At 38.2% G+C, this 17,299-nt stretch carries 15 protein-coding genes; all 15 read right to left on the bottom strand.

All coding sequences use genetic code 11. From position 1 onward, the window contains the following. The 15 genes from AC25Y1_RS02850 to pdhA all read right to left on the bottom strand — a co-directional run bounded on the left by AC25Y1_RS02850 (nt 1) and on the right by pdhA (nt 17,281). Complete coding sequence (locus tag AC25Y1_RS02850; RefSeq protein ID WP_488146436.1) at nt 1-1,434, bottom strand: amidase; 1,434 nt, start codon at nt 1,432-1,434, stop codon at nt 1-3. Between the two features lie 15 nt (nt 1,435-1,449). Then, nucleotides 1,450-1,989, bottom strand: a complete 540-nt coding sequence (locus AC25Y1_RS02855) for a GNAT family N-acetyltransferase (protein ID WP_488146437.1) — start codon at nt 1,987-1,989, stop codon at nt 1,450-1,452. A 137-nt stretch (nt 1,990-2,126) separates the two neighbouring features. Next, nucleotides 2,127-2,909 (bottom strand): SDR family NAD(P)-dependent oxidoreductase, encoded by a 783-nt coding sequence (locus AC25Y1_RS02860; protein WP_488146438.1) that lies wholly within the window; start codon nt 2,907-2,909, stop codon nt 2,127-2,129. Nucleotides 2,910-2,951: 42 nt separating this feature from the next. Beyond that, on the bottom strand, nt 2,952-5,948 hold the full coding sequence (locus AC25Y1_RS02865) for an efflux RND transporter permease subunit (RefSeq protein WP_488146439.1): 2,997 nt from the start codon (nt 5,946-5,948) through the stop codon (nt 2,952-2,954). A gap of 186 nt (nt 5,949-6,134) precedes the next feature. Further along, complete coding sequence (locus tag AC25Y1_RS02870) at nt 6,135-6,857, bottom strand: amino acid ABC transporter ATP-binding protein (protein ID WP_488146440.1); 723 nt, start codon at nt 6,855-6,857, stop codon at nt 6,135-6,137. Beyond that, nucleotides 6,854-7,612 (bottom strand): amino acid ABC transporter permease, encoded by a 759-nt coding sequence (locus tag AC25Y1_RS02875; RefSeq protein ID WP_488146441.1) that lies wholly within the window; start codon nt 7,610-7,612, stop codon nt 6,854-6,856. Before AC25Y1_RS02875 ends, AC25Y1_RS02870 begins: the two co-directional genes overlap by 4 nt. Nucleotides 7,613-7,653: 41 nt before the next feature. Beyond that, entirely contained in the window at nt 7,654-8,454 is an 801-nt protein-coding gene (locus tag AC25Y1_RS02880; protein WP_488146442.1) for a basic amino acid ABC transporter substrate-binding protein, read from the bottom strand. A gap of 217 nt (nt 8,455-8,671) precedes the next feature. Then, nucleotides 8,672-9,367, bottom strand: coding sequence for a GNAT family N-acetyltransferase (locus AC25Y1_RS02885; protein WP_488146443.1), 696 nt, complete (start codon nt 9,365-9,367; stop codon nt 8,672-8,674). A 187-nt stretch (nt 9,368-9,554) separates the two neighbouring features. Continuing rightward, the gene (locus tag AC25Y1_RS02890; protein WP_488146444.1) at nt 9,555-10,352 is read right to left on the bottom strand and encodes an ABC transporter ATP-binding protein; all 798 of its coding nucleotides are present in this window, start codon (nt 10,350-10,352) and stop codon (nt 9,555-9,557) included. Then, entirely contained in the window at nt 10,327-11,373 is a 1,047-nt protein-coding gene (locus AC25Y1_RS02895; protein ID WP_488146445.1) for an ABC transporter permease, read from the bottom strand. The genes AC25Y1_RS02890 and AC25Y1_RS02895 overlap by 26 nt, the downstream gene beginning before the upstream one ends. An 18-nt stretch (nt 11,374-11,391) precedes the next feature. After that, nucleotides 11,392-12,378, bottom strand: coding sequence for an ABC transporter substrate-binding protein (locus AC25Y1_RS02900; RefSeq protein WP_488146446.1), 987 nt, complete (start codon nt 12,376-12,378; stop codon nt 11,392-11,394). A 168-nt stretch (nt 12,379-12,546) separates the two neighbouring features. Then, a complete protein-coding gene (lpdA, locus tag AC25Y1_RS02905; RefSeq protein WP_488146447.1) occupies nt 12,547-13,989 on the bottom strand; it encodes a dihydrolipoyl dehydrogenase in 1,443 nt (480 codons plus the stop codon). Next, entirely contained in the window at nt 13,990-15,192 is a 1,203-nt protein-coding gene (locus tag AC25Y1_RS02910; protein WP_488146448.1) for a dihydrolipoamide acetyltransferase family protein, read from the bottom strand. A 12-nt stretch (nt 15,193-15,204) separates the two neighbouring features. Then, a complete protein-coding gene (locus AC25Y1_RS02915; protein WP_488146449.1) occupies nt 15,205-16,224 on the bottom strand; it encodes an alpha-ketoacid dehydrogenase subunit beta in 1,020 nt (339 codons plus the stop codon). A gap of 4 nt (nt 16,225-16,228) precedes the next feature. Continuing rightward, complete coding sequence (pdhA, locus tag AC25Y1_RS02920; protein WP_488146450.1) at nt 16,229-17,281, bottom strand: pyruvate dehydrogenase (acetyl-transferring) E1 component subunit alpha; 1,053 nt, start codon at nt 17,279-17,281, stop codon at nt 16,229-16,231. Nucleotides 17,282-17,299 lie beyond the last annotated feature (18 nt).

Here is a 17,299-nt window from a genome sequence, read left to right on the forward strand (position 1 = left end):
TTAAGAAACAACACGAGTAAAACCCTCGAACTTCTCCTCAATTACTTCTCCCAGTTGAAAGAGGGCCTCTTCATTACCATTTTTGCTAATCAATTGGATAGCAATCGGCATCCCGTCACGATCTTTCCCAACCGGAATCGTCAAAGATGGTAATCCCCATACATTCGCATAAGCAACATAAGGCATATACTTTTCATAAGTTTTCCGGATTGAAAATATTTCTTTATAAACGATTCCATGCTTAGGAGCAGAATGATGATACACTGGTAAAATAAGGATACGTTTAGCTAGATAATCCTTTAAAATATCATCACCATGCACGATAAACGCTTCAATTTCATTCACTCTTTTCTCTGAAGGCTTAAACAACGAAGCGCCAATCAGTGCCCATGATAAATAGCGATGAACTTTCGCTTTTCTAGTGATTAGTTCATTTAGATAAGCACGGACTGGACGGACTGGCTTATCTCCAAACGCTTCTTTTGCAGCCCCGGATGCCCCATCAATCGACATAATTTCTTGCCATAAACGAGATGATTCTTTGAAAAAAGGGGGAAGTGTTCTTTCTATGGAAAATTCATTTTTCAAATGGCCATAAATAACATCTATTAAATGAGTAGTAGCCAACGATAGAGGGTAGTCTGTTTTAGCTAGCACGCTAATCTTGAAATCATTAATTTCTTTAACTTCTGCTTCTTTTTTTGCGATAATGTTATAAAGTAATTTTGCATCTCTTACGGATTTTGTGATTGGTCCAATTCCAAGCATCCTCTCCTGAAGAAAATGACTTTCCAAAGGATAACTTCCTACTGACGAAACCTGTTTCTTTCCGGATTTGAACCCAATGACACCATTGAAGTGACTTGGAAAGCGAATCGATCCCCCAATATCAGATCCAATTCCGGCAGCAGCTCCTCCAACTGAAATCATAACCGCTTCACCGCCACTAGAACCACCAGCTGTCCTAGAAGTATCTCTTGCATTATTCGTCCGACCATATAATTTATTATCAGTTTCTTGGCAGAAACAAAGTTCAGGCGTATTTGTTTTCCCTAAAATAATCGCGCCTTCTGCTTTTAATTTTTCAACTAGTTCTGCATCTGATTGTTGAAATTCGTTTTTCCTAATTAACAATCCGCCAGTCGTTTTCATCCCATCAACATGGAAGGATTCTTTCATACTCATCGGGACGCCAAAAAGTTTGCCACACGCATTATTTTCCACCAAATAACGATCTACTGCGTCTGCTTCTTCCAGTGCTTGAGAAAACCGATCTTCTACTAAAAAGTTAAGTGAAGGATTTAATGTATTAATATGATTAATAAATTGCTCCGTAACTTCACGTGATGATATTTCTTTACTCGCAATCATTCGCGCAAGCTCAACCGCATCCGAATCTAGTACACTTTCCCTCCTTACTTCTACAACGCTCACAACGACCACCCACCTTTACATTGTCATTTCATTATTAAGGAAAGAATAAATATATGTATCATGCGGTTCTCCGTTTTGATACATATAATTTCTTAATAGTCCTTCATTTTGAAAACCTATTTTTGTTAATAATTTATTGGATGCTTCATTTTCAGTGAATACGATTGCACCTATTCTTGCTAATCCCATTACTCCGAACCCATATGGGATAATTTCAAGTAATGCTTCGTGTGTATATCCATTTCTCCAATGTTTCGGAAGAATTTCATACCCGACTTCGGCACGTTTATAATTAGGTAACCAAGCATGGAAACCAATTGTCCCAATAATCTTCTGCGTATCTTTTCTTTCAATACCCCATCGAATACCACGCTTCCCACTGTAGGCAGCCGAAAATATATCGATGATTTTTTCTGCCTCTTCAACACTTTTCAGTTTTTCTTGTCCATAATATCGTATGACATCATCATTTGAAAAAGTAGTGAAAACAACATCTGCATCTTCTTTAATGATTTCTCTTAAAATTAGTCTTTCTGTTTCTAATGTTGGAAACATTTTGCCACTCCTCAATTGTTGATTTGATCTAGGTATCTATTCTCTAACAATGCAGATATCCCCTTCTTTTCTTCAATTGAAAATAAAAAGCATATTAGCGATAGTTTTTCGCGAATATGCTTTAATCGTATTTTTAATTATAATGCGCCTGCTAAGCCGCCATCGATATTCACTGCAGTTCCCGTAACATAAGAAGCCGCATCTGAAACAAGGAATGTGATGACTTGTGCTGCTTCTGCAGTATTTCCAATACGTCCAAGAGGAATATTACCCCCAGCTTCCTTGGAATACTCTTCCCATGTAAATTCAGGCGAATTTCTTTTCCACTTCTTTTCAATTTGATCACTACGAATTAAACCAATGCAAACAGTATTCACCCGAATATTATCAGGTCCTAAATCCTTACTCATAGCCTTTGTGAGCGCCATACCTGCAGCTCGGCTCACCGTAGTTGGCAATGAAGACGCTGGGGGTGTTTTAGCCGCCTGAGCTGTTACATTCACGATAGCCCCACCACCAACTTCTCTCATATGAGGAAGCGCATAACGAGAACAGTGAATGGCACCAAATAGCTTCAAATCTAAATCTTTTTGCCACAAATCAGTGCTGACCTCTTCAAACGGATTTGCTGCTGAAGTGCCTGCATTATTAACAACAATATCCAAACGACCATATTTCTCTACTGTAGAAGAGATAAGTTTTTTACAATCCTCTACTTTCGTCACATCAGCTTCAATATAAAGTACTTCCTTGCCAGTTTTTTCAAATATATGTTTGGCAGCCACTTTAAGATTTTCAACATTGCGTGCACAAATCGTAACCTCTGCGCCTTCTCTCACTAAATGCACTGCTGTTTCAAGCCCAATTCCTTTACTTGAACCTGTAATGAGTGCAACTTTTCCTGATAATCCCAGTTCCATCGAAATCTCTCCTTTATGACTAACGCTTTTAATATGACTATACTATATATTCTTCTCTAGTCGTTGTTGTTTCGCTTTTCGGAAATGGAACAATTCATATACGACTGGAATTACAACCAAGGTGAGTAGCGTTGCAACTGCCAATCCCCCAATAACCACAACTGCTAACCCTTTTGAAACTAGGATGCTTCCCATCTCTTCTTTTCCGATTAATAATGGAATCATAGCGAAAATTGTAGCAAGGGCGGTCATTAGAATTGGACGGAATCGGGTTGCACCTGCTTCAAGTAACGCTTCACGAATCGGCATTTTCTCTTCATTTTGTCTTACTCGATCCAAAAATACAATCGCGTTTGTTACCACAATTCCGATTAACATTAATGCACCGAGCATAGCACCTATATCAATTGGCGTTCGCGAAATAAGCAATCCTAGCACTGCCCCAATCATCGCGAGTGGTATCGTGAAAAGGATGACTAGTGGTGCACGTAACGTTTTAAATGTAAGTACCATAATCAAATAAACAAGTCCAATTGAAACGGCCATTAGCTGAAATAACTCCATAAATTGTTCATCTTGGGCACTAGCAGCCCCACCAGTTTCCAAACTAACATCACTAGGTAATGTGAGTTTAGTCGTCTTCTTTGTAATCTCATTCGCAATTCCAGATAAATTACCGGGATCCACTTCCGCGCTAATCCGTACATATTCATTTCCATCTTTTCGTAATACACTCGTAGGTTTCATTACTTTTCCTAACTTTGCGATTGATGAAAGTGAAACTGCTTCACCATTGACCGCAACAGTTAAATTTTTCAAGTCTGCCTCAGTTGTTGGTGATGCAGGACTATCTAGCACAACGACAGTATCTTTGTCATCCAAATTTATTGAACCAATTGGAACTGGGTTTAATAAGAATTGAACTTGCCTTGCAACTTCTTCTGCATTTGCTTTCTCTTGATTCACCACAATTTCATAGACAGACTTTAATTCATTTTGGTTACTTGAAACTTTTTCAACACCTTTAATATCCTTTAAAACCTCCATGATTTCATCCGAAGTTTGAATGAGTTTGCTAGCATCTTCTCCAACAACATCTACCGTAATTGTATTATCATTAAAACTAATTAACGAAGCTAGAACCTGAATATCAAATTCAGCATCGCTATAATCCTCGGTTTGTCTATTTAGTTTTTCAATGAACTGTTCTGTATCCGCACCCTTTTTCATCACGACATGAAATCGTCCCATATTTTGTGAATTTACAGTACTGAACTGCGCATCTTCTGGATTCGATCCTAGAAACAGAATGACTTCATCTACCACTGATTGCCTATTTAAATACTCTTCTAATTCAAATACCTCATCTGTTACTTTTGTAAATGGTATTTCATCTGGATATTCCAACATAATACTTACGTCATTGTCCGCAGAATCCTCAGCCCCTTTTGGCATAACTGCATACATCCCAACTGAGCCAACAAATATGATAAATGACAGGACAAGTGGGACCCATTTATGACGTAAGCACCACGACAATATTCGAAGATATACTTGTGGTTTTTTATAGACGGGTAAGTTTCCTTTTTTTAATAACCTTGTACTCATAAGCGGGACAACGGTTAACGCTACAAGTAGTGACGACAACAATGCATACGTAATTGTTAATGCAAACGGTAATAACAAGTCTTGCATAGACTTTACTAGCCCCATTGGTAAAAAGACAGCAACCGTCGTTAAGGTTGAGGAAGTAATTGCAGCAGCGACTTCCTTTGTAGCATTTACAATGACATCCTTCGAGAAATCACCATTTTGTGCTTTCCTGAAAATATTTTCAATAACGACAATGCTATCATCTACTAATCGTCCTACCGCTACGGCAACTGCCCCAATCGTCAACAGGTTTAGCGTTACGCCTGATTGCGAAAGTAAAAACAATGTCAACCCTAAAGATAGTGGAATACTCACTACTGTGATTAATGTCATTCGGAAATGACGTAAAAACAAAAATATAATGATCGTTGCAAATAATGCCCCCATGAGTACCGCACCCATCATACTATCAACAGACTGGACAATAAATTCAGAAAATGACATGAGCATTGAAGCTTTAATAGTCAGTGAATACTTTTCATTTACGAGTGAAATCGATTCATTAACCTCTTTACCAATTGCAACGGCATTCGCGCTTGAGTCTTTGTATAGTAGTAAAGCTACTGCTTCCTCTCCATTTACACGCGTTAAAAATGTTGAGCTGGAATCAGTAATTTCAACTGTCGCAATATCTTTTAACTGGATATTCGGTGCAATCTGCAACTCTTCAAGCTCATTTACACCTTCAATTTGGCCAACGACTTTAATATTCGTCTTCTTATCATCAATTGTTTCTTCACCAACCGCCACTGCTAGGTTTTTCCCTTGTAATATGCCCATTAAACTTTGAACTGGAATTTGATAATTTGCCATTTTATCAGTATCGGGCGTTATGGTAACTTGTGTTTGCTGATTCCCATAGACAACAACATTCGATACACCAGCTATTCCTTGAAAAGTCGGAACAATTTCATTCTCAACCTTTTCCATATCAGCGCGAGTAATCCCGTTTGGAAAAGAAAGTCCAATTTGCCATAATGCAATCATGTCAAGGTTCAATTGCGATACAATTGGCGCTGAATACCCTTCTGGTAACTGCAATCCATTCAGCGCCTCTTGGACCTGGACTTTTGCTTCATCCATATCGATAGATGAATCAAGAGAAATATCTACTGACGTGTAGCCATCAGCAGAAGTTGAAAAGACATGTTTCTTTCCTTTCACCATCCCAAGTGCTTTTTCAATCGGTTTTGTTACTTGCTCTTCGACTGTTTTGGCATCTGCTCCCTGCCCCATGACAATCACAGTAACCATCGGATTATCAGCTGCTGGTAATAATTCTTTTGGCAATGTAAAATAACTAAGCGTTCCAAGTCCTAACGACAAAACAATCAACAAAATAACCGCAGCTCTGTTCTTTAATGCCCATTTTGTAAACCGCACCATACTAACACCCCTGTTTTTAGTTATTGAAGTTTTCTGTCCATACTCAGCTTAGTTAAAAACCTAGGATAATAGAACAGTCCAAGGGATGAATTTCCTTCAGTCTAAAGACTGACTTCACTGATTTTTCGAATAAAAAAATCATCCAAACCAACGTAATTAGCACGCTGGCATGGATGAAGATTTCTTTTATAGTACCTTACTTAAAAATGCTTTCGTTCGCTCATGTTTAGGATGATTAAATACTTGCTCTGGTTGTCCCTCTTCGACTAGATGGCCTTGATCCAAAAATAAAACACGATCGGCCATCTCTTTTGCGAAGCCCATTTCATGGGTCACAACGACCATTGTCATGCCTTCAAGCGCCAATTGCTTCATAACATCCAATACTTCTTTCACCATTTCTGGATCGAGTGCTGAGGTTGGTTCGTCAAATAGCATTATTTTTGGCTTCATCGCCAATGACCTTGCGATTGCAACGCGTTGTTGTTGCCCACCAGACAATTGTTCCGGATAAGCAGTAGCTTTGTCACTTAACCCTACCTTCTCAAGCAATTGATAGGCTAACTCATCAGCATCTTTCTCATTCATTCCTCTAATTTTTTTGGGTGCAAGCGTGATGTTCTCCAAAACGCGCATATGTGGAAAAAGATTAAACTGTTGAAATACCATTCCCACTTCTGTCCTAATTTCATTAATATCTGTTTTCTCATCATTTACCTTAATACCATCAATAAAGATTTCACCGGCAGTAATTTCTTCCAAGAGATTAATACATCGTAAAAATGTACTCTTGCCAGAACCACTAGGTCCAATGACGCATACAACTTCTTTATGTTTAATGACATTGCTGATTCCCTTTAATACTTCCAAATCGCCAAATGATTTATCTAAACCATTAATTTTAATCATTTGTTATCTCCCCCCTGATTACGGCCAAATGAAAAAATGCCTTTTCTCTTAGATGGCACATAACTATTACTAAATCGTTTTTCTACATACGTAATTATTTTCGAGAAAACGAAAGTGAGGAGTAAATATAATAAAGCGATTGTTAAGTAGGGCTCCCATGTTCGAAAACTAGCACCCGCTACGACTTTCCCAGCATACAGTAAATCATTTACCGCAATGACCATGACAAGGGAAGAATCTTTGAGTAATGCAATTAATTCATTCCCTAATGGAGGGACCATTCTTCGAAAAGCTTGTGGTAAAATAATCGTTCTCATCGCAACACCACTTGGCATACCTAGTGATCTTGCCGCTTCCATTTGTCCCTTTTCAATCGACTGAATACCAGCACGGATAATTTCCGCATTATAGGCTGCACTATTCAATACAAGTGCGACTACTCCCGAAACAAACGGTCCTAAAGAAGTGCCAAATATAGTTGGAATTACCGCTACATGAATGATTAGTATTTGGACTAATAATGGTGTCCCTCGAAAAATATCGACATAATACTTGGCGGGAATTCGAATCCATTTCTTTTTTGATATTTTTCCTAATCCCAGGAGTAGCCCCAATAGGAATCCACCAATATAGCCTATTAGAGTGAGTGACAAGGTGACGCCAATCCCGCGAATAAATAATTCCCGGTAACTCCAAATTACATCATATCGAATATCTAGGAAATCGAGAATATCTAGGATACCGATTGAAATCACCTCCAGTTTTTTCTTAGATGTGTGACAAAACTACTTATAGATTATTTCACATCTAAACCGGTGATTTCTTTCAGCTTACCATTTTCTTTTATTTTCTTAATCCCTTCATTTAATATGTCGATTATTTCCTGGTTACCTTTTTTGACCATTAAGCCGTAATATTCTTTTTCAAAATTCGAATCTTCTACCGTTTTTACTTTTACATTAGGATTGTTTTTCTGATACTCAATAATTACGACATTATCCCCAACAGACGCATCAGCATTCCCGTTTAGCATTTCAGTAATCGCAAATGGCATAGTTTCTGCCGCAACAATATTTTTATTTGTATTTCCTAGTAGGCCCCTTACTGCCATATGCCCCGTCGTATTAATTTGAACAGATACCTTTTTATCTTTTAAATCCTCAAACTTGGTCACATCTGAGTCTTCTGGAACAAGTATTAACTGATTTGCTTCATAATATGGATCCGTAAAATCAAATTCTTTTTGACGATCTTCATCAATGGTAATGGAAGAAACTGCGAAATCTACTTCACCACTTTTTACTGCCGGAAATAATGGATCCCAACCATAGTTTTTAAATTCAACCTCTATCCCCGCCGCTTCGGCAATTGCTTTCACAATTTCAATGTCAATTCCGACAATTTCACCACTTTCATCAATGTATTCCATTGGTGCATACGTGGCATCCGTCGCGACAACAAGTTTTTTCTTGCCACCTACATCTCCATTTGACGAATTTGAATTTGTATCATCAGAGGCTGTCCCACAACCAACCAATATAAAGCTGATACATGAAACTAGAAGTGCTAGTGAAAAGAAACGTGTTATATTCTTCAATTTCATCCCCCCTTTTAATATATACTTGCATATTACCCAATCATCAGAAAAATCTGGATAGTAGTCTCATTATATATGAAAACGCTTTCTTATTCAATAGAATAATTGCAGTAAAGACACTTGGAAGAACATTCAATCATCTCATTCGGAGATTAGAATAGATATTCTATTATTAAAAAAACATCCTGCCAATCAATAATTGTCAAGACGCTCATGTTCAACACTTATCGAATCTTACTTCCCATTGCTCATTTCTTTTTTCTATCGCAGTTCCAATCCAACCATTTTCAAGAAGTTCCTGTTGTTGTTCAGTATTCATCATCGAAATCAGTCGACTTTTAGTAACGTTTAACTTGATTGTCTCTTGTGATGAATCCTTAATTAAGATATATCTCAGCATCTCTCCATATTTTAATTTAAGTGAAACGATTTGAAATTGATGAGCGAATTTATCTTTCAAGCTAGCAATGTTAAACGGTGCGACTGTTGTACAAATGTAACGAAACTGAGTCTGATCCACTTCTCGCAAAATAATTTCACCAAGTAAAACTTGTAAATTATTTCCACGAAATTCCGGATCGACATTAGTGATTTCAGCGTATAAAACTTTTGGCCACTCACTTATAGGCAAACAAGCATCTTCGCCTAAATGTTCATCGTCCAATTCCGGTTCCAGCATCGCGCGAAATGCGATTAACCTATTATTATAAAAAGCACCAATCATGAATCCTTTGCCATTTAAAATATTTGAGAACTCTTCTTCTGATAATGGTTGTAAAAAAGAATCGGTTGTCAGCGCTTCGATCACTCTACTTTGTAATAGCAGGATTTCGTTTAGATTTTCTGTAGTTAAGCGCTTAATCTTTATTTCTTTTCCATTTTTCAATAAAAGCTGCTGGATCACAAACTTCACCTCTTTGAAAACACATTTTATTTTTACAATACTTGTTCATCAATAGCATTCCGCAAATAAATGGGACGTCAGACAATTATTGAGACCATATAGTCGTGAGACATAACTAAATATGTCGAAATATAGCATAACAAAAACAGCTGGTAAAGCAATTTTCATCTGCTTTACCAGCTGTTTGTGTAATTTTTCATGTACTTAATAAGGCTTTATCACTTGTTAATTTCTCTCCGCGAATTCGTTGAAATTCGTCCATAAGTTTGACGATTGTCAATTCCTTCTTTTCTTCAGCACCCACTTCTAAAATAATTTGACCTTTATCCATCATAATGAGCCGATTCCCAAGGTCTAGCGCTTGTTGCATATTATGCGTGACCATCAACGTCGTTAATTGATCTTTTTCAACAAGTTGCTTTGTTATATTTGTGATCAACTCAGCACGTGATGGGTCTAATGCGGCTGTATGTTCATCTAGAAGTAAAATAGAAGGTTGTGTAAATGTAGCCATTAAAAGTGAAAGGGCTTGTCTTTCACCACCCGATAGCGTTCCAACTTTTGCGTTAAGTCGATTTTCAAGATTTAAATGCAGTGTTTCAAGTGCTTCTTTAAATATTTCTCTACGTTTCTTATCAACGCCTCTTTTAAATCCACGTTTTTTGTCCCTGGAGTAAGCCATGGCAAGATTTTCTTCAATGGTCATTAGAGGTGCTGTTCCCGCCATTGGGTCTTGAAATACTCTTCCAATCATTTGAGAACGTTTATATTCAGGTAATCTCGTAACATTTTTACCTGCAATTTCAATTTCACCAAGATCAGGAGATAACGCACCGGAAATCATATTAAGCATTGTCGATTTCCCAGCTCCGTTACTTCCAATCACTGTAACAAAATCTCCAGATTGTAACTCAAGATTAATTTCGTCCAATGCGATTTTTTCATCCAAAGTATCTTCATTGAAAATTTTATTGATTTGGTGGAGTTTCAGCAACGGCAGTTCCCTCCTTTTTCAACGCTAGTTCAGCTACACGTTCAAGATGTCGTTTCGCCTTCCTAGTTCTTTCACGCCTTTTTTCAAGAGCCTGCGGAATAACTAGTGCACCAATTACGATAACTGCAGTAATTACTTTTAAATCTCCTGGATCGAAGAATTTTATGCGAAACGCAAGTGCTAGCACTAGTCTGTAAATAATTGCACCTATAATAATTGCTAGTGTAGTTCGCATAATTGTTTTCGTTCCAAAGATTGCCTCACCAATTATGACCGAAGCTAATCCAGCTACAATCATTCCGATTCCCATTGCAGCGTCGGCAAACTTTCCATATTGGGCAATTAATGCACCTGCAAAAGCAACGAGTCCATTTGAGACACCAAGTCCAATAATAACAAGTGTATCTGTATTAGCGGATAGACTTCTAATCATTCTCTTATTATCACCAGTTGCCCTTATCGCAAGTCCAACTTCCGTTTGCAAGAACCAATCGACAATGAATTTTATGATGATCGTAATAATGAGCATGAGAAACAATGTTCCCCATGTCGAAGGTAAGAATTGCACGCCAAGCATTTTAAAAAAACCGTTGATTGCATTATCTATCCCAAGCGTACTCCAAAACTGTTGAAATTTACTAAACAATGTTAAGTCATTTAACAATGGGATATTTGAGCGACTAACAGAACTGGTTGAGGTCGTACCCATTATCCGTAAATTTATCGAATATAAAGCGATCATCATTAATATCCCGGCAAGAAGTGGGTTGATTTTTCCTTTGGTATGCAATAGTCCGGTAATACATCCAGCCAGAAACCCAATTAATAATGCTACCGCTGTAGCGAGAACGGGATCATAACCGAGCACAATCATTGTGGCAGCAACCGCAGCACCAGTTACAAAACTTCCATCAACCGTTAAATCTGGGAAATCCAACACTCGGAATGACAAATACACTCCGAGTGCCATTATTGCATAGATGATTCCTTGCTCAACAGAGCCAAATAGTGCAGCAAACATTTTAGAATCATCTCCTATTTATTCAGTAAATTCTGCTTTCCACTCATCTTTAATGGTAACGCCCATTTTGTCAGCAGCGTCTTTATTCACTACAAACTTTAAATTTTGTGGGTATTGTGCAGGTATATCTGACGGCTTAGAGCCATCTTTCAAAATCTTAACGGCCATTTGACCAGCTTCATAACCAATATCGTAGTATTCAAATCCATATGCCCCTAATCCCCCACGCTTAACGGAATCAAATTCCGCAACCATCATTGGAATTTCATGGTCATTTGCAACTGATACCACAGATTCAAGCGCAGATACAACTGTGTTATCTGTAATAATATAGAATGCATCTACTTGGCCAACTAACGATTCTGTTGCCTGTTTTACTTCAGCTGAAGTTGATACAGATGCTTCAACAACTTTCATACCCATATCTTCCAATAATTCTTTAACAGAATCCACTTGGGCTCTCGAGTTTGCTTCTCCAGCATTAAACACCATACCTATATTTGTCGCACCTAATTCCTCTTTTAGAAACTTCATCGTATTCGGTATTGCATCTGGATGTAAATCAATCGTACCTGTAACGTTGGCACCAGGTTTCTCCATAGATTCAATTAATTCAGCACTGATTGCATCAGTGACTGATGTAAATACAATCGGAATATCCTTGGTCGCACCCGCTACTGCTTGTGCACTAGGTGTTGAGTTCGCGAAGATTAAATCTACGTCAGAATTCACGAGATTAGTAGCGATTGTTGTATTATTACTCATATCGTTTTGAGCGTTCTGTTCATCATACTCAACTTCAAGTCCCGCCTCTTCTAATGCCGCTTTAAAGCCATCAAATGCGGCATTTAGTGATGGATGTTCTAAGATTTGGGTCACACCAACTTTATATTTCTTTGAATCTGATTCAGCGTCTGATCCCGTCTTCTCACTTTCTCCACATGCCGATAGTACAAGTACAACGCTAAATAGCGCTACCAGTATTTTCTTCCAATTGTTCTTCATTAATTTTCCCCCTTTTTTCAATCTTTTAATATGTTGTACTTAATTGATTCCTAAATTTTCTTAATGCTACCACCGGTACTAGTATATAGTCAACAAGATTTTGATTTTTTATGCATTATAAGCGCTTACATCTAGGGTTTTATAATAATATTCAGTATAAATACAGTCTTAGGTTGGATTAATTTGCTTTACCTTTTTCGGGGGAATCATATGAATAGAATGTCCTGCAAGACCTTCTACACTTTCAAGTAATCCTTCGCCGTAGCTGGGATGAGCATAAGAGGGAAATTTAATATCTTCCTCTTTTGCAGCCATTTCTAGCAATTGTACAAATGAACTCGACAGTTCAACAGCCCCTTCTCCAATCATATGAATTCCAAGTACAATACTAGTATTTGAATTCGAAATAACTTTAACAAAGCCATCGATCTTAGCGGTAATTGTTGAATAACCGTTCCCGCGCATCGAAAACTGGCTAGTACGTGCCTCAATACCAAATAACTTTACATCTTGCTCAGTAATTCCAACTGAAGCAATTGGTGGGATTGTATGAACAATAGCAGGGACAAAAGTAAGGTCCACTTCCGGATTTCCTCCCGATATCGCCTCAGCTGCAGCCTTTCCTTGCTTAATTGCTTTCACAGCGAGTGAAGGACCTTCCGTAACATCTCCAATCGCATAGATTGAATTAATCGATGATTCCATATTTCCATCGACGATAATAAAGCCTTGATCAGTCTGATTAATTCCAAAACGCTTAATTCCAATCGCTTCAACATTAGGCGTTCTCGTACCAGAAACGAACAGATAGGAACCATTAACGATCTCTTTTTTATTGTTATCTGTTTGTACTGTAAGTTCTATTCGATCTTCTGTCTCATCAACAGATACCAATTTCCCGCTATTTATCAAGCGGATTTTCCGCTTTTTAAATAACCGAAGTATTTCTTGATTTATTGATTCGTCAAATGGCAAGCCTTCTTGATGATCGATTAATACGGTTACATTTGATCCTAATGCTGCATAACAAGAAGCAACCTCTAAAGCGATATAATCATTCCCCATTACCACTAAGTCGTTCGGGATCTCCTGCAGATTAAATATTTCATGTGCCAATAAAACTCTGCTTGAGGTTGTTGGTAATTCCAAAGGCATCACCGGTGAACTTCCTGTTGCAATAATTGCATTTTTGCAGGTGAAAATGTCAAATTGATGACCATTTTCGACACCAATTCGATTTACGTCTAAAAATGTGGCTTTTCCGTATATCATTTCAATTTTATTTTCTTTACATAAGTTTTCAATACCGGACCTCAGTCTAGATATTACTTTTGTTTTATATGCTTGAAGCTGTTTTATACTAAATGCTTCATGGCTTCCCGAAATCCCTAGATCCTGTAAATGCGATTTTTCTGCAAGTTTAGATGCTGCGTGTGTAAAGACTTTTGAAGGAATACACCCCTCATTCAGGCAAACCCCGCCTAATTGTCCCTGTTCAATCAGTGTAACTGATAATCCGAGTTGTGCTGCACGTATTGCAGCCGAATAACCTCCGGGACCACCGCCAATAATTACTAAATCTCTTTCTTGACTGATTTCACCAACTACCATTTATATCATCTCCAACAATAATTGATGTGGATTTTCAATAAGACTTGTGAATCGGTTTGTAAAAGATACTGCTGATGCACCATCTGCAACCCGGTGATCAAATGACATAGAAAGTGTCATAATCTGTCCAATGACAATCTCATCAAGTTCATTTACAATGGCTCTCTTTTTTGTTTTATGAAATGAGATTAATGCAGTTTCAGGGTGATTAATAATGGGTGTTGCACCGGTACTTCCAAGCGGCCCGACATTGCTCATAGAAAAAGTACCATTTTTCATTTCTTGATGTGATAATTTACCAGCAACAGCCTTTTCAGTCAATTCAACTAGTTTGTGATGAATTTCTCTAATTGACTTTTTGTCTGCATCGTGAATCACTGGAACTAAAAGTCCATTTTTAGTCTCAGTAGCAAATCCAATATGATAGTTTTTCTTTAAGAAAATACGCTCATTCTCTTCATCAAGTTCTGCATTGAAAATAGGAAATTCTTTTAAGGCAATTGTTAATGCTTTGATAAAAAATGCAGGAACTGAAATAACCTCATCCGATTTCTTTAAATTCTCTCGGACACTAAGCAAATTCGTCATATTAACTTCATCAAAATGAGTGACATGGGGAATCGTGAAGAATGATTTCGTCATCTTTTCTGCGATCTTTTTTCGAATTCCTCTGAACGGAATTTCATCCGGCATTATTTCTTTAGGGGGTAGGTTGTTTTCTAATTCATCTGGAATATTTACTGTTTTATCTTCATTCATAAATCGATAGATATCATCTTCGGTAACTCTGCCAGAAGGATCTGTTGCTTGAACTTCCGCAATATCAATATTGTTATCTCGTGCAATCTTCCGTGTGTATGGCGCAGCCAGAACTCTCTTATGGGGGTTAGTGATTAGATTAACCCCTTTATCAATTTTTGCTGCTACAGGGTTTTGCAATGTTTTAATTTCGGTAATCTGTTGATGTCCATCTGCTTCTAAATAGATTAGACTTGTGCCTACTTGAACAGTTTCACCTGGTTCTACAATAATTTCTCGTATAGTTCCCGCACATGGTGACGGAAGTTCAGCAGTCATTTTATCAGTTTGCACTTCAACTAACGGTTGGTCGGTGCTGACCCAGTCTCCGACTTTCACGAGATAATTAACAATCTCCCCTTCTGTCATTCCTTCACCGATATCATGTAATTTCACTTCAACCATATCATCCCCCCCTTAAAAATCCATTACTTTTTCAATACCTTCTACAACTCTTGCAACAGTCGGTAGATAGTGATCTTCTAAGGCAAATAGCGGTACTGGGACATCAAAACCCGTTACTCGTTCAATGGGTGCTCTCAGATATAGAAAAGATGTGTCATTGATGATGGAGATAATATCGTTCCCAAGTCCCCCTGTTGAATGTGCTTCATGAACAATAACTGCCCTCGTCGTTTTTTGAACTGACTCGGCAATAATCTCACGGTCTATTGGATATAACGTCCGAAGGTCAATGATTTCACAACTAAGTCCTTTTTTAATCACCTCGTCAGCAGCTTTCTCTGCTACAGCAACCATTGCTCCCCATGCAATAATTGTTATATCCGTACCTTCTCGTACTCGTTTACCTTTTCCTATTTCGACTGTATATTTACCAACTGGCACCTCTTCTCGTTGTGCACGGTAGCTTCTCATATTTTCTAAAACTAGAACTGGATCAGGATCTTCCATAGCTGCAATCAATAAACCCTTTGCATCATATGGCCCTGATGGACAGATTACTTTTAACCCTGGCATATGTGTAAATAGCGATTCTGTACTATCTGAATGGATATCTGGCGCACGAATCCCAGCCCCATAAGGTGCACGAATAACCATTGGCACAGTAAAATGACCCATCGTTCGCATTCGTAACCGAGAAACGTGAGTCATGATTTGTTCATATGCAGGATATATAAATCCTAGAAATTGTATCTCAGCAACCGGTCTAAAGCCATTTACAGCAAGGCCAAGTGATGATCCGATGATACCTGCTTCTGACAATGGTGTATCAACGACTCGATTCCCGCCGAATTTTTCATATAAGCCCTCGGTCGCACGAAATACGCCGCCATTCTTTCCAATGTCTTCTCCTAACAATATTATTTGTTCATCCTCTTCCAGCATTGTTCCAAGTCCATCATTAATCGCTTGTACCATGGTCATAAGTTGAGTTGTTTCGTTTTTCTCAGTAGACTTTTTATAATCCATCACCATTTTGCTACCCCCTTAAATGCGCGAGATATTTGTCTTTTTGCTCAATTAGTTGATGTGGCAATTGCTCAAAGACATGATTAAAAAGATCTTCAACATTCGCAGCTGGAAAACGTTCCATTTCACTTACAGCTTCTTCAATTTCGATTTCAGTTTCTTTCTTTTTCTCAGCTATCCATTCTTCATCCCAAAAATTGTAGTTTTTCATGAACTTTTCCAATCGTTCAATCGGATCAGCATATTCCTTCCCTTCATCCTCCTGACGGTACTTTGTCGGATCATCAGCCGTCGTATGAGCACCGGTTCTCCAAGTTATTGCTTCAATCAAAGTTGGCCCATAACCTTTTCTAGCATGTTCAAACGCCTTTTTCGTTTCAAAATACGCAGCAAAGCAATCATTTCCGTCAATTCGAACACCAGGCATATCATATGCAATCGATTTTTGCGCAATTGTTTCAGAATTCATTTGCCGTTCAAGAGGTACTGAAATTGCATATCCATTATTTTGGTTAAAAAAGACAACGGGCACTTTAAAGACACTGGCAAAATTCAAGCCTTCGTGGAAATCACCTTCAGATGTAGCACCGTCTCCAAAATAAGTAATGGCACCATTGTTTGTCCCTTTCAGTTTTTCTGCCCAAGCAGCCCCGACTGCATGTGGAATTTGAGTTGCAATTGGAACAGCCGGCGGGAAAATTTTCTTTCCTTCTGGTGGAACACATCCTTCTACACGCCCATTCCAATATAAATAGGTTCTAACCATATCTGCTCCAAAGGTTAACGTTGCCCCGTGATCTCGGTAAGTTGGAAATATCCAATCACCTGAGTTAAGTGCTAAAGCACTCCCCACTTGAGCTGCTTCTTGCCCCTCAAATGGTGCATATGTGCCTAATCGCCCTTGTCGTTGCAAGTTTATGGCTTTTCTATCAAAGGTTCTAATTCGAAGCATATGATAATAGCAATCCTTAACTAATTTTTCAGTTATTTCACTCTTGAAAGATGACTCAAGTAGATACCCCTCGTTATCTATAATTCTTATTACTGGGTATTGTTGTTTCAACGTTTTCCCTCCTTTTCC

The sequence above is a fragment of the Sporosarcina sp. Y1009 genome, assembly GCF_057669865.1.

Excerpts from the sequence above, each read along its gene's own strand:
- AC25Y1_RS02870 (WP_488146440.1), bottom strand. The coding sequence starts at position 6,857 with ATGATTAAAATTAATGGTTTAGATAAATCATTTGGCGATTTGGAAGTA.
- AC25Y1_RS02860 (WP_488146438.1), bottom strand. The coding sequence starts at position 2,909 with ATGGAACTGGGATTATCAGGAAAAGTTGCACTCATTACAGGTTCAAGT.
- AC25Y1_RS02895 (WP_488146445.1), bottom strand. The coding sequence starts at position 11,373 with ATGTTTGCTGCACTATTTGGCTCTGTTGAGCAAGGAATCATCTATGCA.
- AC25Y1_RS02855 (WP_488146437.1), bottom strand. The coding sequence starts at position 1,989 with ATGTTTCCAACATTAGAAACAGAAAGACTAATTTTAAGAGAAATCATT.
- lpdA (WP_488146447.1), bottom strand. The coding sequence starts at position 13,989 with ATGGTAGTTGGTGAAATCAGTCAAGAAAGAGATTTAGTAATTATTGGC.
- AC25Y1_RS02915 (WP_488146449.1), bottom strand. The coding sequence starts at position 16,224 with ATGGTGATGGATTATAAAAAGTCTACTGAGAAAAACGAAACAACTCAA.
- AC25Y1_RS02910 (WP_488146448.1), bottom strand. The coding sequence starts at position 15,192 with ATGGTTGAAGTGAAATTACATGATATCGGTGAAGGAATGACAGAAGGG.
- AC25Y1_RS02900 (WP_488146446.1), bottom strand. The coding sequence starts at position 12,378 with ATGAAGAACAATTGGAAGAAAATACTGGTAGCGCTATTTAGCGTTGTA.
- AC25Y1_RS02865 (WP_488146439.1), bottom strand. The coding sequence starts at position 5,948 with ATGGTGCGGTTTACAAAATGGGCATTAAAGAACAGAGCTGCGGTTATT.